The organism is Pandoraea thiooxydans (genome assembly GCF_001931675.1).
In the GTDB taxonomy this organism is placed as follows: domain Bacteria; phylum Pseudomonadota; class Gammaproteobacteria; order Burkholderiales; family Burkholderiaceae; genus Pandoraea; species Pandoraea thiooxydans.
The window spans coordinates 2,250,927-2,268,410 of the sequence record NZ_CP014839.1 but is presented as its reverse complement, the minus strand read 5'-3'; the positions used below and the strand labels follow the sequence as shown (position 1 = coordinate 2,268,410).

Below are 17,484 nucleotides of genomic sequence, written 5' to 3'. Positions count from 1 at the left end.
GTGCGTGGAGGGATGGGCGCCGCCATGGCGCTCATCGGCGCGTCCGATAAAACACGGAGAAACCGCAATGGACTTAAAAATATTTGACCGGATGGAGTCGGAAGTGCGTGGCTACGTTCGGTCTTTCCCGGTGATTTTCAAACAGGCCAGAGGTTCCGTGCTGGTCGATGAAGCCAACAACGAATACATCGATTTTTTCAGCGGTGCCGGAACCCTCAACTACGGTCATAACAATCCGATTCTGAAAAAACGCCTCATCGAGTATTTGAATACCGATGGACTGGTGCATGGGCTGGATATGGCGACGTGCGCCAAAAAGCATTTTCTCGAGACGGTGGAGAGAGTGCTGCTTAAACCGCGCAACTGGCAATATACGCTGCAATTCACCGGCCCGACGGGTACCAATGCGGTGGAAGCGGCGCTGAAGCTGGCCCGTCAGGTCAAGGGCCGTCAAAACGTCATCTCTTTCACTCACGGCTTTCACGGCGTCACTGGCGGGTCGCTTGCTGTCACCGCCAACGCCAAGTTCCGCAGCGCGGCGGGCGTCGGTCTGGCCAATACCACTTTCATGCCGTTCGACGGTTATCTTGGCACCGACGTCAATACCATGGCGTATCTCGAGCGCATGCTGGACGATCCCAGCAGCGGCCTGGATCATCCGGCCGCGGTGATCGTCGAAACGGTTCAGGGCGAAGGCGGCGTGAACGTCGCCAGCAAGCGTTGGCTCAAGGAGCTCGAGCGTTTGTGCCACCAGCACGACATGCTGCTGATCGTCGACGATATTCAAGTCGGCTGCGGGCGCACCGGCAATTTCTTCAGCTTCGAAGTCGCCGGTATCAAGCCCGACATCATTACATTGTCGAAATCGCTGTCCGGTTTCGGCCTGCCCATGTCGCTCGTGCTGATGAAGCCGGAACTCGACGTCTGGAAGCCCGGCGCCCACAGCGGAACCTTCCGCGGCAACAACATGGCGTTTGTCACTGCGGCCGAAGCGCTCGACGCCTATTGGACGGACAGCACATTTGCCGATGAAACCGCCCGCAAGGAGCGCCTGGTGCGCGACTGGCTGGAGAATCTGGTTCATAGCTATCCGGGCGCCGGCTTGAGCGTGCGCGGTCGGGGCTTGATTCAAGGCCTGGCAACCTCCGGGCGCAACGACATGGCAAACCAGATCGCGCGCCAGGCGTTCAGGCACGGCCTCGTGATCGAGACGTCCGGCGCCAACGACGAAGTCCTCAAGATTCTGCCGGCCTTGACCATCGAGGACGACCTGCTCAAGCGCGGACTCGAAGTCATCGAGCAAAGTGTCGCACATGTGCTGGCCAGCGAAGGCGCCAGCGCCCATGTCTTCAAATTCGGAGGAAACAAACGATGATCGTTAAGAACGTCAATGATGTGATCGGCACCAAGGACGAGATCAAAACCGATAACTGGCTGAGCCGGCGGGTCCTGCTCAAGCAAGACGGGATGGGGTTTTCTTTCCATGAGACCGTGATTTTTCCGGGGACCGAGACGCATATCCATTACCAGAATCACCTTGAGGCGGTCTGGTGCATCGAGGGCGACGGCGAGGTGGAAACCATTGCTGACGGAAAGAAGTATGCGTTGGGCCCGGGCGTCGTCTATGCGTTGAACGAGCACGACGACCACTGGCTGCGCGGCGGAAAAGAGCCTTTGCGGGTGATTTGCGTTTTCAACCCGCCGTTGACGGGGCAGGAAGTGCACGACGCCGACGGCGTGTACCCGGTCGAGCAGCCGCAGGCTGCCTGAGATGTAAAGGAGTACGATATGATTATATCGGTAAGTGATTTATATGCTTCCCGCACGACCGATGGCACTTCGGCCATCATTGCCAGGCAAGATCCGGTCGTCTATGACGGCGGACGCTATGCCGATGCGCTGACTCAGGCACAGTTGAGCGGCTATGAGCGGGACGGCTTCATATTGCTGGAAAATGTGTTCGATGAAGCTGAGGTAGAGGTGTTGCTCGCCGAAGTCAAACGCATGAGCGCCGCGCCGGAAATTGTCTCGCGCGACGAGGCGATTACCGAGCCGGGAAGCAAAGCCGTACGCTCCATTTTCCGGGTGCATGAGCTCAGCGAGAAGTTGGACCGGCTGGCGCGCGATCCGCGCCTGATTCACGTCGCGCGGCAGATTCTGGGCTCGGAAGTCTATATGCATCAATCGCGTGCCAACATGAAACCTGGCTTCAAAGGCAAGGAATTTTATTGGCATTCGGATTTCGAGACATGGCATATCGAAGACGGCATGCCAGCCATGCGCGCGTTGAGTTGTTCGGTCCTGTTGACCGATAACAATGCTTGCAATGGGCCGCTGATGTTGATTCCCGGATCGCAGCAGCAGTTCATTGCCTGCCAGGGACGCACGCCGGACAATCACTATAAGCAATCGCTCAAGAAGCAGGAGTATGGCGTGCCCGATCCGGTTAGCCTGAACCTGCTGGCGGAGCAGGGCGGCATTCAGGCAATGACGGCCAAGGCCGGCTCGGTCGTGTTTTTCGATTGCAACACGATGCACGGTTCGAACGGCAATATTTCGCCGTGGCCCCGCGCGAACGTGTTCATGGTCTACAACAGTGTAGAAAATACATTGGAGCCGCCGAAGCACGGACTCGAGCCGCGCCCCGAATATATCGCGGCCCGCCGGAACTTCGCCGCCCTGGAGCCCATCGAGCAAGCCGCCATGGTGGCGTAACCGTGACCCCGGCCGGCCTGCGGGCCGGTCGCACTTGGCCGGGCCAGATCCTTGCGGACTGGTCCGGTTTTTTTTGTGTGCGAGTCGCGCGCGTGGCCGGCGCGATGGTCCGTCACGCGGGATGGATAAAACCCTTGAGGAATTCCCGCGTGCGCTCTTCGCGAGGTTCGGTGAACAAAATCTCGGGCGGGCCTTCCTCGACGATCGAGCCCCTGTCGAAAAAGCAGACGCGATCGGAAATCTGCTTGGCGAACTGCATCTCGTGGGTCACCAGCAGCATGGTCAGGTCGTGCTCCTCGGACAGCCGCTGGATGACGTTGAGCACCTCGCCTACCAATTCCGGATCGAGTGCCGAGGTCGGTTCGTCGAACAGCATGATGTTGGGCCGCATGGCCAGGGCGCGCGCAATCGCTACGCGCTGCTGCTGCCCGCCGGACAACTGGCTCGGAAACTTGTTCGCGTGCTCCGACAAGCCCACCAGCTCCAGGTATTCGTCGGCGCGCTGGTTGGCTTTTTGCTTCGATAGTTTCAGCACGTGTATCGGCGCCTCGGTGATGTTGCGGCGCACTGTCATATGAGGAAACAGGTTGAACTGCTGAAACACCATGCCCATTTCCTTGCGCATTTCGCGCAAATGACTTTCTCCGGCCGGCACCAGGTGGCCGTTTTTCTCTTCGTGCCAAAGTGGCTTCCCGACCACGTGAATAACGCCGTCATTGATCTTTTCGAGCGTCATCAGAATGCGCAGCACGGTCGATTTGCCGGAGCCCGAGGGTCCGATGATTGAGACTTTCTCGCCTTTGCGGACCTCGAAGTCCAAGGCGTCGAGCACGGTCACCGAGCCGAAGCGCTTGGTGACCTGATCGAATTTGATGATGGATTCGTTCATCGCAGGGGCAATCCTCGTTTAGGGAGTCGCTTGTCGAGAGAGCGCACGACGGCCGAGGCCAACAGTGTCAGGATCATGTAGAGGCCGCCCACCATCGAGAGCGGAATCAGGTAGTTGAAGGTACGGTCGCCAATGATCTTGGCGACGTTCAGCATTTCGAGTACCGAGACCACCGAGAGCACCGGCACGTCCTTCATGATCGACACCAGGTAGTTTCCCAGCGCCGGAATGATGCGCGGGATGGCCTGCGGCACGATGATCACGCTGAAAGTGCGCAAGCCGGAGAGATCGAGCGCGCGGGCCGCCTCGGTCTGGCCACGCGGAATCGACTCGATGCCGGCGCGATAAACTTCCGAGGTGTAGGCGCTGTATTGCACACCCAGCGCGAGGGCGCCGGTCATGAACGCCGGCAGGACGATTCCGTAGTCGGGCAGCACGTAATACAGAAAAAACAACTGCACCAGCAGCGGCGTATCGCGCAGGAACTCCGTCAGCAGCCGCGCTGGCCACGCGACGATGCGCAGGCGCGACGATTTTAGCGCGGCCAGCATCAGGCCGAGGATCGCCGCTACCACGAAACCCAACAGCGAGGCCTCGATCGTGATGAGCATGCCCTTGAGCAGGATGGGCAGGATCGATTGAGCGAACAGCCAGTTATTCGCCGTGTTCCAATGGAATCCGAACAACATGCTCAGATCCTCCGTGCGCGCCAACGGCCGACCGAGCGTTCAAGCAGCTTCATCGCCGCGGTCAGAATCAGGGCCATGCCAAAGTACATGAAGAGCAACACTGTGTAGACGGTCGTGCTGTCCTGGGTGAAGTTGCGGATCTGCTCGGCACGAAAGGCCAGATCTCCCAGGCTGATCAGTGACACCAGCGCGGTGTCCTTGAGATTTTGCACGGCCAGATTGCCGAAGCTCGGCATCATCTCCGGAATGGCCTGCGGCAACGCAATGCGCCATAGGGTTTGGCGCGGCGTAAAGTCGAGCGCTTGGGCGGCCTCGTGCTGCGCCGACGGGACGGCTTGAATCGCGCCGCGCACCACCTCCGCGCCATAAGCGCCGATGTTCAGGCTCAACGCCAGCGTGCCTGCCGCGACCGGCGGCAGCCGCAGATCGATGCCGACCAGCTGGCCGACCACCGGCAGCGCGAAATACAGCCAGAACAATTGGACCAGCAGCGAGGTGCCGCGAAAGATCTCGATGATGCCGATCGATAGACCCTTGATCGGCCAAAAGCGCGAGAGCTTGCCCAGACCGAACAAAAAGGCGAAGAAGGCGCCCAGCAGCGTCGAGTAGACCGTGAGCTGTGCGGTGACCCACGCCCCTTGCAGCAGAGGCGTGGCGTAGCTGATCCAATGCATGGCTCAACGCTTACTTGGTGCACAGCTGTGCCGTGGTTTTGTCGAAGGATGCCTGTGCATCCTTGTTGCTGAAACCATATTGCTTCATGAGTTTCTTCCAACCGGGGGTCTTCTTGAACTGAGCCAATTGGGTGTTGACGGCGTCACGCAGACCCTTCGAGTCCTGAGCGAAGGCGAAGCCGCCCCAACTGCGCGCCGGCTGGCCATGAATGACCGGATCGGTGAAGCCCTTGGCGGCCTGCACCTTGTTGCTCTTGGCCGCCAACTGGTTCACCGTCAGACCCGTTGCCGCATAGGCGCTGGCGCGGCCGGTTGCCACCGTTGAAATGGCATCGGCGTTGCTCGAGATCGTCACGATATTGCTGCTGGGCACGCCCAGCGCCTGGAGCATATCGAGTTGATCCGCGCCCGCCATGATCGCGACCTTCTTGCCCGATTTGGCGAACGTTTCATACGAGTGAAGATGATCCGGATTGCCTTTGGCGACCAGCAGACCCTCTCCGTAGGAGCTGTCAGGCTCCGAGAACAGCACCTTTTCGCACCGTGGCGGCAGGATCGCCATTTCCGCGGCGACCATATCGAAACGGTTGGCCTTCAGACCGGGAATCAACGAACCGAAGCCGGTGACGACCCATTTGATCTTCTTCACGCCAAGCTGCTTCATGACCTGCTTGGCAACGTCGGGGCCAATGCCTTTGGCCTGCTCCGAAAGATTCATGTACCCGTACGGAATTTCATTGGCAATGGCGATGCGCACATAGCCGCGTTGCTGGATTTGCTTGAGCGTGACAGCGCCGGCTTGCTGTGCCAGCCCGGCTGCCAGAGCGATCAGTAGCGTGGCGAGGGCTGTTTTGCGGGCCTTTTTCATGAGCATGTCCTTTTAAGGGAAATTTACCGAAATGACTTTCGCGCTTATTTCATTCGTCTGGCAACGATAGCGGAAATAATTATCCATTATAGAATGATTTCAGTTGAAATTAATAGTGTGCCGAATGAATAGAGCGTCGCCGAGCCCGGGAACATCGCCTCGCAGCGGCGCGAACGCCTGTGTGACGGTTTCGGCGATTACAATGTCGGCATGTCTGCCATTTCCATACTTGCCCTCGATACGTCGACCGAATTTTGCTCGGTAGCCTTGTATCTGAATTCGCTCGGCACCGAACGCGCGATCTTCCGGCATCGCCATACCGGGGCGGTGTCCAGTACACACATCCTTCCGCTCATCCGGGAAGTGCTCGATGAGGCGGGGCTGGCGCTCGGCGCGTGCAATGCGATTGCCTTCGGCGCCGGACCGGGTTCTTTCACGGGATTGCGCACTGCCTGCGGCGTAGCCCAGGGGCTTGCCTATGGTGCGGGGTTGCCGGTGATCCCGGTCGGCACTTTGCTGGCTTGCGCCGAAATGACCCGTGCGCCGGACGCCGCGCCGGACCGCGTTGTGGTAGCGCTCGACGCCCGCATGGACGAGGTCTACTGGGCCGATTACTCGTGGGATAAGCCGTCTCGGAGTTGGGTTGTCAATCATGACGCGGCGCTTGATGCGCCCGATGCCCTGCCGCGACCGGACGAGCCATTCTCGCTGGCCGGCAACGCAGCGGCGATATTCGGGGATCGCTTGCCCCTGGCCGGGCAAGCCGCAGCCGTGTTGTCCGACGCGCTGCCGCACGCCAGCGCGGTGGCCGCGCTGGCCGCGCGCGATTACGCGCTGGGGCGGACGCTGCCGGCGCACGAGGCGGCACCTTTCTATATTCGCAACAAGGTTGCGCAGACAGTGGCCGAGCGGCAGGCCGCTGCCGGCAATCGTGCCACCTTGGCGCACTTGGCGGAGGGGCGCTGATGGCGGTGCAGGCTCACCAATTCGCGGCGATGACCGAAGCCGACCTCGACGAGGTCATGCAGATCGAAACGCGCGCTTATCCATTTCCGTGGAAACGGGTGAATTTCGTCGATTCGCTGCGCGCCGAGGGGCCCAGTCAGGACGCCTGCTGCCTGCGCGGTGAGGGCGGTGGGGGCGGCGATCTGCTTGGTTACTTTATTTGCATGCCGGTGGTCGACGAGAATCATGTGCTTAATGTGTGTGTCGACCCGGCGCATCACGGGCAAGGCTGGGGGGTGCGCCTGCTCGACGAGATCGTGCGGCGCACCCGGGCGCAGGGCATGACTGGCGTATTGCTCGAGGTGCGCCCCTCCAACAGCCGCGCACTGGCGGTTTATGAACGCTATGGATTTCGGCAGATCGGTTGCCGCAGGGGGTATTACCCCTCGTATCATGGCCGGCGCGAGGATGCCATCGTGATGCGCTTGACGCTGGAGGATCGCCGTGCCGTTGCCTAAGCCGATACTGGAAGAGTTTGGATTGTGGCCGTTGTGGGCGCGTCGCCTCGCGCCCAGCGATGCTCCCCCTGTCGACAAGCCTGCCGAACTGGCGGCGCACGTGCAGGTGCGCGAGGCGCCTGCCGAAAGCAGTCCGGGCGAGGCCGATCAGACACCCGTCGGGCAACTCGATTGGGATGCACTGGCTGCACGCGTGGCGGGCTGCCGCGCTTGCCAATTGTGCGAGCATCGGACTCAGACGGTATTCGGCGTCGGCGATCGCCAGGCCGATTGGCTGCTGGTGGGAGAAGCGCCGGGCCAACAGGAGGATTTGCAGGGCGAGCCGTTTGTCGGTCAGGCCGGCAAGCTGCTCGACAATATTCTTGCCGCGATCCAATTGCAGCGCGGCAAGAATGTCTACATTGCCAACGTGCTGAAATGCCGGCCGCCCAACAACCGGGACCCCGAGCCGGCTGAAGTCAGGCAGTGCGAGCCCTATCTGAAGCGGCAGGTCGCGCTGCTTCAGCCGAAATTGATCGTCGTGATGGGGCGCTTTGCCGCGCAAAGCATCCTGAATTCGCAGGCCAGCATCGCCAGCATGCGCGGGAAGATCCATCATTATGAAGGCGTGCCGGTGATCGTGACTTACCATCCGGCCTACTTACTGCGCAATTTGCCGGACAAAGCCAAGGCCTGGACCGACTGGTGTCTGGCGCGCGCCACTTACGAATCGCTTTGCAACTCGAGCGCTACCGCACTTTGATGCCTCAATTGCACGAGGCCCCGGTGCGGGACCTCGCGTGGTTGCTGTTGTCCTCCGATTTGCTGCGCGCCGACGGCGCAAACGCATTCCCCGCCGAGCTGGGCAACGCCACGCCCAGCGACGCCGAACTGGCGATGCTGGAGCGCTGGCTGCTGGCGCAGGACCGGCAACCGGCATCTCTGAAGACGTTCCTTGCCGCCGGCGAAAGCGCCCGCCTCGGGCGATACGCGGAGCGCTTGCTGCAGTTCTACCTGCGTGAGGGGCCCGGTTACGAATTGATGGCCGCCGGACTGCAGGTGCGCGATCGGCGGCAGGGTGGGCAGACGCTCGGAGAATGCGATTTTCTGATCAGGCATTTGGCCAGCCAGCGAATGCTGCACTGGGAATTGGCGGTCAAGCTTTATCTTTATGTGCCTCCCGGGGGCGAAGACACGAGCGTCGATGACCCGAGCATCGCGAGTGCCGAGCAATATCGATGGCTTGGGCCGAATCTTGCCGACAGCCTGGGAGACAAGCTCCAGCATCTGCTGCTGCATCAATTGCGCCTGACGACGATGGAGGCGGCGCAATCGATACTGCCGCACGCCGGGCCATGGCAGGCGCAGGCGTATTTGAAGGGCTGGATGTTCCACCCACTCGGTGCCGGCCGCGATGCTGTGCCGAGTGTGCCGTTGCCGGCGGTGATCTCGGCCGGCCACGGGCGAGGGTGGTGGGCCACGCGGGCCGAGTGGCAACAGGCGACCGATGCGGCAGCCAACGGCTCGGCAGTCGCCGCCTGGAGCGTGCTGCCGCGCGTTCACTGGCTGGCGCCGGCGCGCCTGACAGCCTCAGAGGTCATGGATCGGCCAGCGTTGGGCGCGCGCATCGCCGCGCTCTGGCAAAACGGTCAGCCGCATGAGCCCCTGCTGGTGGTCGGCCTGGCCGAAAATGCGGATGGCACATGGGACGAGACCCAACGCGGGTTCATCGTCCCGGACGACTGGCTCGCGCGTGCGCGCCGGCGCATGGCGGAACTGTGGCAGCGCGCGGCACAGCGGGGCGAAACGTCCTGAGCGGCTCAGCCGGTGCGGCGCGGCCACCAGGCGTGAAAATGATGGAGCGGGCCGATGCCATGGCCGACCTGCAACGCGTCGCTCGATCCCAGCGCCTGACTCACGTATTGCTTTGCGGCGCGCACGGTATCCGGCCAGCCGTCATGTTGCGGGCGCAGGGCGGCGAGTGCGGCCGATAGCGTGCAGCCGGTGCCGTGGGTATTGCGCATCGGCAGGCGCGGGGCGTCGAACCTTTCGCTGCCCTGCTCGGTGAGCAGCCAATCGGGGCTGTTGGCGCCACCCAGATGTCCACCCTTGAGCAGCACGTTGCGCGCGCCCAGGTCGCGCAGTGCTTGTGCCTGCATCGCCATTGCAGTTTCGTCGGTCGCTGGCGGCTGGTCGAGCAGCACGGCCGCTTCAGGCAGGTTGGGCGTGATCAGGTCGGCCAGCGGCAGTAGTTCCAGGCGCAGCGCCTCGACCGCTTCAGGCGCAAGCAGCGCATGTCCGTTTTTCGACACCATGACGGTATCCAGCACCACGTGAGGGGGGCGGTAGCGTCGCAATGCCTGGGCCACCGTGCGTACGATATCGGCGTTGGCCAGCATGCCGATCTTCACCGCGGCGCACTCGATGTCACTGAACACGGCGTCGAGTTGGGCGGCGACGAATGCGCTCGGCACCACGTGCACTGCGCTGACACCGAGGGTGTTTTGCGCGGTCAGTGCGGTGATCGCGCTCATGCCGTAGGCGCCCAGCGCCGAGAACGTTTTGAGATCGGCCTGGATACCGGCTCCGCCACCGGGATCGGACCCGGCGATGGTCAGTACATTGAAGATGCGAGCCGCCATTGTCGTCAGTGCTTGATTTCGCCGATCAGCGCCACCGAATCGAACTCACGCTGATTGGCTTGATGGCGGCGCATCACCAGCCACATGGTGCAGCATACGAAGGTGCCGAACAGCACGATCACCACGCCGACCGGCACGTTGAACCAGATCAGCAGCGCGTAGAGGCACAGCATCAGCAGCACCGACAGATTCTCGTTGAAATTCTGCACGGCGATGGAGTGGCCCGCCGACAGAAGGATGTGCCCGCGATGTTGCAGCAGGGCGTTCATCGGCACCACAAAAAAGCCTGCCAGGCCGCCCACCAGAATCAAAAACAGGTAAGCAACCACCAGATAGAACGGAACGTGCCAGAAGCCGATGCTGATCGGCCAGTCCGGCAGCGTGTGTTTCGAGAAAAAGGCCATGCCCATCACGACGATGCCCATGGCAATGCCCACCGGCAATACCGACAACGATTTTTTCAGAGGTATCCTGGCGGCCGCGAGCATCGCGCCGATCGCCACGCCCAGCGCGGACACCGCTTGCAGAATCGCGCCTTCGGACAGATTCATGTCGAGGGCCTTTTCGGCCCATTTCAAGACAATGAACTGCAGCGTGGCGCCGGCGCCCCAGAACAGCGTGGTGACGGCCAGGGATATCTGGCCGAGCCGATCCTGCCAAAGGGTCACGAAGCAGCCGGCGAAGTCCGTGATCAGGCGTATCGGATTGCGTTGTTGACGCCGGTAGCGTGCGCCGGTGTCGGGGATGCCGAGATTGATCAGCGCGGCGACGATGTAGATGCCCATGATGACCAGCATGGCGGCATCGGCAGAGGTGCTGATGGCAGCCGGTGTGCGAGCGATGATGTAGTGCGCGATGTGCGGATTGACGAGCGCGCCGCCGAGGACGGTGCCGAGAATGATGGATGTAACCGTCAGGCCTTCGATCCAGCCGTTGGCGGCCACCAGCCGCTCGGCTGGCAGCAATTCGGTCAGAATGCCGTACTTGGCCGGCGAGTAGGCGGCCGCGCCGAAACCGACGATGCCGTAGGCGATCAGCGGATGGGAGCCTGCCATCATCATGATGCAGCCCACCACCTTGATGCTGTTGGTGATGAACATGACCTTGCCCTTGGCCATGGAATCGGCGAATGCGCCGACAAATGCCGCCAAAACGACGTAGGACAACACGAAAAACAGCTTAAGAAGCGGCGTCATCCATTGCGGCGCATGGGAATCCTTGAGGAGCGCTATCGCAGCAATAAGCAATGCGTTATCGGCCAGCGACGAAAAAAACTGCGCGGCCATGATGGTGTAAAAACCTGTCTTCATCTCAGCTTGGATTGGTTCCCGACGGCGGTTTTGCGTCCGTCCCATGTCACCGGCGCTCACCGCCGGCTGAGTGTGGTCCGGCGCGGCCAAGCCCTCGGCGGCTCCTCTGGCGGGAAAAAGAAATCGGCAAAACAAGTTGTGCGCACGGCTTTATAACACGAAAATATGCATAATCCTAACCGAGCCCGGCCGCGGCCGGCCGCTGCGCGGCGCCGGCCTCGGTCGGCTGCCGTCGCAAAGCCCCGAACTCAATCACTCTCTCGTCCGAAGAACTTCATCGTCATGCCTCGTCCCATTCGTGCCACGATTCACACCGCAGCGCTTGCCAATAATCTCGATGTTGCCCGGCGCCACGCGCCCGATGCCAAGGTCTGGTCCGTGGTCAAGGCCAATGCCTACGGGCATGGCATCGAACGCGCCTTTCCCGGCCTGCGTGAGACCGACGGCTTCGGTCTGCTCGATTTGAATGAGGCGGTGCGCTTGCGCGAACTCGGCTGGGCCGGTCCGATTTTGCTGCTGGAAGGTTTTTTTGAACCCGCGGATCTCAAGGTCATCGATGAATACGGCCTCACCACGACCGTGCATTGCGACGAGCAATTGCGCATGCTCGAAGGTGCGCGGCTGTCGAAGCCGCTGACGGTGCAGCTCAAGATGAACAGCGGCATGAACCGGCTGGGCTTCGTGCCCGAGCGATACCGCGCGGCCTGGGAGCGTGTCCGTGCGATGCCTGGAGTCGGCCAGATCGTGCTCATGACGCATTTTTCGGATGCCGACGGCGAGCGCGGCGTCGACTATCAGATGGAAGCGTTCGAGCGCGGCGCACGCGATATTCCTGGTGAGCGCTGCCTGGCGAATTCGGCGGCGACGCTGTTTCATCCGCAGACGCATTACGCCTGGGTGCGGCCCGGCATCGCCCTGTACGGCGGCTCGCCTAGCGGCAGAACCGCGGATGTCGAGGGGCTCGGCCTGCAACCCGCGATGACACTCGAGAGCGAGGTGATCGCCGTGCAGGAGCTCGGTGCCGGGCAGACCGTCGGCTACGGCAGCGTGTTTACCGCCGAGCGGCCGATGCGCATCGGTGTGGTGGCCTGCGGTTACGCCGACGGTTATCCGCGCCACGCTCCGACAGGCACGCCTGTCTTGGTCGCTGGCATCCTGACCCAGGTGGTCGGTCGCGTTTCGATGGACATGCTGATGGTCGATCTCAGTCCCGTGCCGGAAGCCCGCGTGGGCAGCAACGCCGTGCTGTGGGGGCGTGGGCTGCCGATCGACGACGTGGCCTGCGCGTGCGGAACGATCGGTTACGAGTTGATGTGCGCACTGGCGCCGCGCGTGCCGGTGATCGAGCAGTAAGCGCTCGACATCTCCCGCGTTGTCCCCTCGTTATTTCTGAAATTTCTGAGATCTGTCCCGGATGGCCAAAGCCAAGACGATTTATACCTGTTCGGAATGCGGCGGCCAGGTGCCGAAATGGCAGGGCCAATGCCCGCATTGCAACGCCTGGAATTCGTTATTGGAAACGGTCGCCGAATCCCCCTCGGGGCATCGCTACCAGGCGCTGGCCAAGAGCACGCCGGTGCGGCGTCTGGCGGATATCGAGGCAGCGGACGTGCCGCGTTTTTCGAGCGGCATCGGCGAGTTCGACCGGGTGCTGGGCGGCGGGCTGGTGGCCGGTGGGGTGGTGCTCATCGGCGGCGACCCGGGCATCGGAAAATCGACGCTGCTGCTGCAATCGCTGGCGCAGGTCGCGCGCGAGCGGCCGGCGCTTTATGTCAGCGGCGAGGAGTCCGGCGCGCAGATCGCACTGCGGGCGCAGCGTCTGGATCTGACCGGTCCGGCCAGCGGCGAGCTCCATTTGCTGGCTGAAATTCAGTTGGAGAAGATCCTGGCGGCGATCGAGGCCGAGCGCCCCGAGATCGTCGTGATCGATTCCATCCAGACCGTTTATTCCGAGGCATTGACCTCCGCCCCCGGCTCCGTCGCGCAGGTGCGCGAATGCGCTGCGCAACTCACGCGCACGGCCAAGCAGTCCGGCGTGACCGTGATCATGGTCGGGCACGTGACCAAGGAGGGCAACCTGGCCGGGCCCCGCGTGCTCGAGCATATCGTCGATACGGTGCTTTACTTCGAGGGCGATACGCATTCGTCGTTCCGGCTGGTGCGCGCCTTCAAGAACCGCTTTGGTGCGGTCAACGAGCTTGGCGTATTCGCCATGACCGAAAAAGGGCTGCGGGGCGTCTCCAATCCATCGGCGCTGTTTCTGTCGCAGCACGATCAGACCGTACCAGGCTCGTGCGTGCTGGTCACGCAGGAAGGCACGCGGCCGCTGCTGGTCGAAATCCAGGCCCTGGTCGACACGGCGCAAGTGCCGAACCCCCGGCGCCTGGCCGTCGGGCTCGAACAGAATCGCTTGGCGATGCTGCTGGCGGTGTTGCATCGCCATGCCGGTATTGCGTGTTTCGATCAGGATGTCTTTCTCAATGCCGTGGGCGGCGTAAAAATCACCGAGCCGGCGGCCGATCTGGCGGTCATGCTCGCGATTCACTCGTCATTGCGCAACCGGCCGCTGCCGCGCGGCATCGTGGCGTTCGGCGAGGTCGGTCTGGCCGGCGAAATAAGGCCCAGCCCGCGCGGGCAGGACCGTTTGAAAGAAGCCGCGAAACTCGGTTTTTCGCTGGCAATCATCCCCAAGGCCAATGCTCCCAAGCAACCTATCGACGGACTCGAGGTGCGTGCGGTCGATCGTATCGACCAGGCCATCGCGGCGCTCTGACGCCGCTGCGTACGCGCCGATCGTTCAGGCGATCCTGTCGATCGCTTCCTGCGCGTCGAGCCATGCGCTCTCGACTTCGGCCAGCCGGGCGGTGAGCTCGCCCTGACGCTTCAGGCTGTCGGTCAACAGCGTTTTGTTGGTGTCGGTATAGGTGGCCGAGTCGGCCAAAATGGCTTCGAGCCGTTGCTTCTCCTGCTCGAGCTCGGCCAGTTCCTTCTCCAGCTTGGCGATTTTGTTTTGCAGCGGTTTGCGCAACTGAGTCAGCCGTTGCCGTTCTTCAGCTTCGGCGCGGCGCTGCTCCTTGCGGTTGGTGCCCGTGTCAGCCGGCGCGCCGGCGTCCGGCCTGGCAGCCGCGCGTGACGCGCTGCGTTTGTCCGCAGCGTCCTGCAACAGCCAGTCGCGGTAGTCGTCCAGGTCGCCGTCGAACGGCTGCACGCGCCCGCCGGCGACCAGCAGGAATTGGTCGGTGGTGGCGCGCAGCAAATGCCGATCGTGCGACACGAGAATCAAGGTGCCATCGAATTGCGCCAGCGCCATGGTCAATGCATGGCGCGTTTCCAGGTCGAGGTGGTTGGTCGGCTCGTCGAGCAGCAGCAGATTCGGCTTTTGCCAGATGATCAGCGCCAGGGCCAGCCGGGCTTTCTCGCCACCGGAGAATGGGGCGATCGGCGCGCTTGCCATGTCGCCACGGAAATTGAAACCGCCGAGGAAATCGCGCAGTTCCTGCTCGCGGGTGTCCGGCGCCAATCGCGCCATATGTTGCAGCGGGGAGTCGTCGTGGCGAAGCGTTTCGACCTGGTGCTGCGCGAAGTAACCGATCTGCAGGCCTTTGCCGTGTTTGACGCGGCCGGCCAATGGCGCGAGCGTGCCGGCCAGCGTTTTGATCAGGGTCGATTTGCCCTGGCCGTTGGCGCCCAGCAGGCCGATACGTTGCTCGTTTTGCACCGACAGCGTGACCGCCGGCAGGATGACTTTCTCCGCCATGGCGGAGGCACCGCCGTCGTTCTCGGCACGATAGCCGCAGCGCACGTCTTCGAGGACCAGCATCGGGTTGGGCGCGGCGTCCGGTGAGCGGAATTCAAAGGTGAATGGCGAGGTGACGTGAGCCGGCGCGATCAGCTCCATGCGCTCGAGCGCCTTGACCCGGCTCTGCGCTTGCCGCGCCTTGGTGGCCTTCGCCTTGAAGCGGTTGATGAAGCTTTCCAGGTGGGCAATGGTTTTTTGCTGCTTCTCATAGGCGCTTTGCTGCAGCGCGATCTGTTGAGCTCGCAGTACTTCGAACTGGCTATAGTTGCCGCCGTAGCGCTTGATCTGCTGATTTTCGATGTGCAGCGTCACATTGCACACGCCATCGAGAAACTCCCGATCGTGCGAGATCACGATCAGCGTGCCGGCGTAGCGGCGCAGCCAGTCTTCGAGCCAGACGATCGCATCGAGATCGAGGTGGTTGGTCGGCTCGTCGAGCAGCAGCAGATCGGACGGACACATCAAAGCTTGCGCGAGGTTCAGCCGCATGCGCCAGCCGCCGGAAAAACTGGCGACCGCCTGGCGCGTTTGCTCGAGCGTGAAGCCCAGGCCCAGCAACAGCGCTTCAGCTCGCGCCGGCGCGGTATAGCCGTCGACATCGGCGAAGGTGGCATGCGCCTCGGCCTCGGCGTGGCCATCGTGCTGGCGCTGAGCCGCTTCGATGGCGGCTTCGGCCGCGCGCAGCGCCGTGTCGCCATCGAGCACATAGTCCAGCGCAATGCGCTCGACGGCCGGCGTTTCCTGCATGACGTGCGCGATGCGCCAGCTCGGCGGCATCGTCACCTCGCCGCCATCCGCATGCAGCGCGCCGCGCAGCAGCGCGAACAGCGTGGTTTTGCCGGCGCCGTTGGCGCCGATCAGGCCGACCGCCTCGCCGGGATTGATCAGCACCGAGGTGTTATCGAAAAGTGGCTTGGTGCCACGCGACAGGCTAAGGCGTTCGAAACGAATCACAATGCGGTCAAAATCGGTGAAACCCGTATTTTAGCGGGCGGGCAATTACAGGATGGGGGCGAACAGCCGCGCGACGTGCATCGCGATGCGTCGCCAGAAAGGCAAACGGTAGTAAGCGTCGCGCGTCATTGGCCTGGCCTGGGCGAAATCGGTATCGAGCATGTGTTCGACATCCTTGGCGAAGACGTCGTCGACGGTCAACAGCATGATCTCGAAATTGAGCCGGAAAGAGCGATTATCAAGGTTGGCGCTGCCTACCGCGGCGGCGGCGTCGTCGATCAGCACGACCTTTTGATGCACGAAGCCGGGCTGGTATTGGTAGACCTGGATGCCGGCGCGCACCGCGTCATAGGCGTAGAGCGTGGTGGCCTCGAACACGACGTAGTGATCGCGCCGGCTCGGAATCAACAGGCGCACGTCGACGCCGCGCAGTACCGCCAGGCGCAGTGCCGAGAAAACCGCCTCGTCCGGGATGAAGTAAGGCGTGGTGATCCAGACCCGTTGTTCGGCGGCATTGATGCACTCGACGAAAAACAGCGAGCAGGTCTCGAGCCGGTCGGCCGGGCCGCTGGGAACCACCTGGCAATGCATGCTGGCCCCGGACGGGGCCGGCAGGCGCTTGACCGAGGGAATCTCACCGGTGGCCCAGTGCCAGTCTTCCACAAATGCGCGCTGAATACCGATGACGGCCGGCCCGGTGACATCGATGTGGGTGTCGCGCCAGGGTGACAGGGGTGGCTTGCGGCCAAGATATTCGACCCCGACGTTATGCCCGCCGATGAAGGCACGGTCGCCGTCGATCACGACGATTTTGCGGTGATTGCGGAAGTTGAGCTGAAAGCGGTTGAGGAAGCGTTTGATGAGGCTGCGCTGCGTGGCGAAAGCGTGCGCATGGACACCGCCGTCGCGCAGCGTCTCGGTGTACTGCGCCGGCAGATCGTAACTGCCGATACTGTCGTACAGGAAGTACACCTTGACACCGGCGGCGGCGCGCTCGAGCAGAATCTGCTGCAATTCCCGGCCCAGCGCATCGTCATGCACGATGAAAAATTGCACGATGATGTAACTGCGTGCCCGGCGCAGCGCTTCGAATATGGCCGCGAAGGTCGCGTCGCCATTGATCAGCAGCCGCACGCCGTTGTTCGCGGTAAACGGCATGCCGGTCAGGCGTGTGAGCGCGCTGAACCCGACGTTCCGTTGCAGCGCGCCCGGCTGGCCGGCATGCCAGTCGATTTCGCCAACGCGCGAGTGCATTAAGCGGTTTCGCTGCCGGCGCGCCTCGACATAGCCGGAGAATTTGCTGCGCCCCAGGATCAAATAGGGAATCAGGGTGAAGTAAGGCGCGGCGAGCAGCGATACGGCCCACGCGACCGCGCCCTGCGAGGTGCGCACCGTCAGGATGGCGTGGATCGCGGCCAATATGCCGAGCAGGTGCAGCAGTGCAAGCAGCGATCCGAGATGAAACGGTGTCAGCGACATTATCTGGAAAGATTGGCTCGCGC

At 62.4% G+C, this 17,484-nt stretch carries 16 protein-coding genes and 1 pseudogene; 9 read left to right on the top strand and 8 right to left on the bottom strand.

The window, feature by feature from the left end:
* Positions 1-67 precede the first annotated feature (67 nt).
* From ectB to thpD, 3 genes are read left to right on the top strand one after another with little or no spacing between them, the layout of a single operon-like run.
* Positions 68-1,375, top strand: a complete 1,308-nt coding sequence (ectB, locus tag PATSB16_RS10400) for a diaminobutyrate--2-oxoglutarate transaminase (protein ID WP_047214066.1) — start codon at positions 68-70, stop codon at positions 1,373-1,375.
* Positions 1,372-1,770, top strand: a complete 399-nt coding sequence (locus PATSB16_RS10395; RefSeq protein WP_047214065.1) for an ectoine synthase — start codon at positions 1,372-1,374, stop codon at positions 1,768-1,770. Before ectB ends, PATSB16_RS10395 begins: the two co-directional genes overlap by 4 nt.
* Positions 1,771-1,788: 18 nt before the next feature.
* The gene (gene thpD / locus PATSB16_RS10390; RefSeq protein ID WP_047214064.1) at positions 1,789-2,715 is read left to right on the top strand and encodes an ectoine hydroxylase; all 927 of its coding nucleotides are present in this window, start codon (positions 1,789-1,791) and stop codon (positions 2,713-2,715) included.
* A 112-nt stretch (positions 2,716-2,827) separates the two neighbouring features.
* Here thpD and ehuA read toward each other — a convergent pair whose 3' ends face one another.
* The 4 genes from ehuA to ehuB are packed head-to-tail and all read right to left on the bottom strand — an operon-like array spanning position 2,828 to position 5,835.
* Complete coding sequence (gene ehuA / locus PATSB16_RS10385; protein WP_047214063.1) at positions 2,828-3,604, bottom strand: ectoine/hydroxyectoine ABC transporter ATP-binding protein EhuA; 777 nt, start codon at positions 3,602-3,604, stop codon at positions 2,828-2,830.
* On the bottom strand, positions 3,601-4,293 hold the full coding sequence (gene ehuD, locus PATSB16_RS10380) for an ectoine/hydroxyectoine ABC transporter permease subunit EhuD (RefSeq protein WP_047214062.1): 693 nt from the start codon (positions 4,291-4,293) through the stop codon (positions 3,601-3,603). Before ehuD ends, ehuA begins: the two co-directional genes overlap by 4 nt.
* A gap of 2 nt (positions 4,294-4,295) precedes the next feature.
* The gene (gene ehuC / locus PATSB16_RS10375) at positions 4,296-4,967 is read right to left on the bottom strand and encodes an ectoine/hydroxyectoine ABC transporter permease subunit EhuC (protein WP_047214061.1); all 672 of its coding nucleotides are present in this window, start codon (positions 4,965-4,967) and stop codon (positions 4,296-4,298) included.
* Between the two features lie 10 nt (positions 4,968-4,977).
* The gene (gene ehuB, locus PATSB16_RS10370) at positions 4,978-5,835 is read right to left on the bottom strand and encodes an ectoine/hydroxyectoine ABC transporter substrate-binding protein EhuB (protein ID WP_047214060.1); all 858 of its coding nucleotides are present in this window, start codon (positions 5,833-5,835) and stop codon (positions 4,978-4,980) included.
* Positions 5,836-6,045: 210 nt separating this feature from the next.
* On the opposite strand from ehuB, the gene tsaB reads away from it, so the two are divergent.
* The 4 genes and pseudogenes from tsaB (at position 6,046) to PATSB16_RS10350 (ending at position 9,092) form a co-directional block, all read left to right on the top strand.
* Positions 6,046-6,801 carry a tRNA (adenosine(37)-N6)-threonylcarbamoyltransferase complex dimerization subunit type 1 TsaB gene (tsaB, locus tag PATSB16_RS10365; protein WP_047214059.1) on the top strand — a complete coding sequence of 252 codons (756 nt, stop codon included), beginning with the start codon at positions 6,046-6,048 and terminating at the stop codon, positions 6,799-6,801.
* Positions 6,801-7,298, top strand: coding sequence for a ribosomal protein S18-alanine N-acetyltransferase (gene rimI / locus PATSB16_RS10360; protein ID WP_047214058.1), 498 nt, complete (start codon positions 6,801-6,803; stop codon positions 7,296-7,298). Before tsaB ends, rimI begins: the two co-directional genes overlap by 1 nt.
* 154 nt (positions 7,299-7,452) lie before the next feature.
* Positions 7,453-8,040, top strand: a pseudogene (locus PATSB16_RS10355) (uracil-DNA glycosylase); the annotation flags it as partial.
* A complete protein-coding gene (locus PATSB16_RS10350) occupies positions 8,040-9,092 on the top strand; it encodes a DUF1853 family protein (protein ID WP_047214056.1) in 1,053 nt (350 codons plus the stop codon). The pseudogene PATSB16_RS10355 and the gene PATSB16_RS10350, both read left to right, overlap by 1 nt.
* A gap of 5 nt (positions 9,093-9,097) precedes the next feature.
* Here the strand turns inward: PATSB16_RS10350 and thiD are convergent, their stop codons facing one another.
* Together thiD and lplT are read right to left on the bottom strand one after the other, a co-directional pair.
* Complete coding sequence (thiD, locus tag PATSB16_RS10345; protein ID WP_047214055.1) at positions 9,098-9,919, bottom strand: bifunctional hydroxymethylpyrimidine kinase/phosphomethylpyrimidine kinase; 822 nt, start codon at positions 9,917-9,919, stop codon at positions 9,098-9,100.
* Between the two features lie 5 nt (positions 9,920-9,924).
* Entirely contained in the window at positions 9,925-11,229 is a 1,305-nt protein-coding gene (gene lplT, locus PATSB16_RS10340) for a lysophospholipid transporter LplT (RefSeq protein ID WP_047214054.1), read from the bottom strand.
* A gap of 282 nt (positions 11,230-11,511) precedes the next feature.
* Between lplT and alr the strand changes: the two genes are divergently transcribed.
* Both alr and radA read left to right on the top strand, forming a co-directional pair.
* The gene (gene alr, locus PATSB16_RS10335) at positions 11,512-12,582 is read left to right on the top strand and encodes an alanine racemase (RefSeq protein ID WP_047214053.1); all 1,071 of its coding nucleotides are present in this window, start codon (positions 11,512-11,514) and stop codon (positions 12,580-12,582) included.
* Between the two features lie 61 nt (positions 12,583-12,643).
* Complete coding sequence (gene radA, locus PATSB16_RS10330) at positions 12,644-14,002, top strand: DNA repair protein RadA (RefSeq protein WP_047214052.1); 1,359 nt, start codon at positions 12,644-12,646, stop codon at positions 14,000-14,002.
* 24 nt (positions 14,003-14,026) lie between these two features.
* Here the strand turns inward: radA and PATSB16_RS10325 are convergent, their stop codons facing one another.
* Both PATSB16_RS10325 and cls read right to left on the bottom strand, forming a co-directional pair.
* Positions 14,027-15,982, bottom strand: a complete 1,956-nt coding sequence (locus PATSB16_RS10325; RefSeq protein ID WP_047214051.1) for an ATP-binding cassette domain-containing protein — start codon at positions 15,980-15,982, stop codon at positions 14,027-14,029.
* 45 nt (positions 15,983-16,027) lie between these two features.
* Positions 16,028-17,461, bottom strand: a complete 1,434-nt coding sequence (gene cls / locus PATSB16_RS10320) for a cardiolipin synthase (protein ID WP_047214050.1) — start codon at positions 17,459-17,461, stop codon at positions 16,028-16,030.
* Between the last annotated feature and the right edge of the window lie 23 nt (positions 17,462-17,484).

Bases quoted from the DNA above. Each gene is read 5' to 3' on its own strand.
- ectB (WP_047214066.1), top strand. From the start codon at position 68: ATGGACTTAAAAATATTTGACCGGATGGAGTCGGAAGTGCGTGGCTAC.
- PATSB16_RS10395 (WP_047214065.1), top strand. From the start codon at position 1,372: ATGATCGTTAAGAACGTCAATGATGTGATCGGCACCAAGGACGAGATC.
- thpD (WP_047214064.1), top strand. From the start codon at position 1,789: ATGATTATATCGGTAAGTGATTTATATGCTTCCCGCACGACCGATGGC.
- ehuA (WP_047214063.1), bottom strand. From the start codon at position 3,604: ATGAACGAATCCATCATCAAATTCGATCAGGTCACCAAGCGCTTCGGC.
- ehuD (WP_047214062.1), bottom strand. From the start codon at position 4,293: ATGTTGTTCGGATTCCATTGGAACACGGCGAATAACTGGCTGTTCGCT.
- ehuC (WP_047214061.1), bottom strand. From the start codon at position 4,967: ATGCATTGGATCAGCTACGCCACGCCTCTGCTGCAAGGGGCGTGGGTC.
- ehuB (WP_047214060.1), bottom strand. From the start codon at position 5,835: ATGAAAAAGGCCCGCAAAACAGCCCTCGCCACGCTACTGATCGCTCTG.
- tsaB (WP_047214059.1), top strand. From the start codon at position 6,046: ATGTCTGCCATTTCCATACTTGCCCTCGATACGTCGACCGAATTTTGC.
- rimI (WP_047214058.1), top strand. From the start codon at position 6,801: ATGGCGGTGCAGGCTCACCAATTCGCGGCGATGACCGAAGCCGACCTC.
- PATSB16_RS10350 (WP_047214056.1), top strand. From the start codon at position 8,040: ATGCCTCAATTGCACGAGGCCCCGGTGCGGGACCTCGCGTGGTTGCTG.
- thiD (WP_047214055.1), bottom strand. From the start codon at position 9,919: ATGGCGGCTCGCATCTTCAATGTACTGACCATCGCCGGGTCCGATCCC.
- lplT (WP_047214054.1), bottom strand. From the start codon at position 11,229: ATGAAGACAGGTTTTTACACCATCATGGCCGCGCAGTTTTTTTCGTCG.
- alr (WP_047214053.1), top strand. From the start codon at position 11,512: ATGCCTCGTCCCATTCGTGCCACGATTCACACCGCAGCGCTTGCCAAT.
- radA (WP_047214052.1), top strand. From the start codon at position 12,644: ATGGCCAAAGCCAAGACGATTTATACCTGTTCGGAATGCGGCGGCCAG.
- cls (WP_047214050.1), bottom strand. From the start codon at position 17,461: ATGTCGCTGACACCGTTTCATCTCGGATCGCTGCTTGCACTGCTGCAC.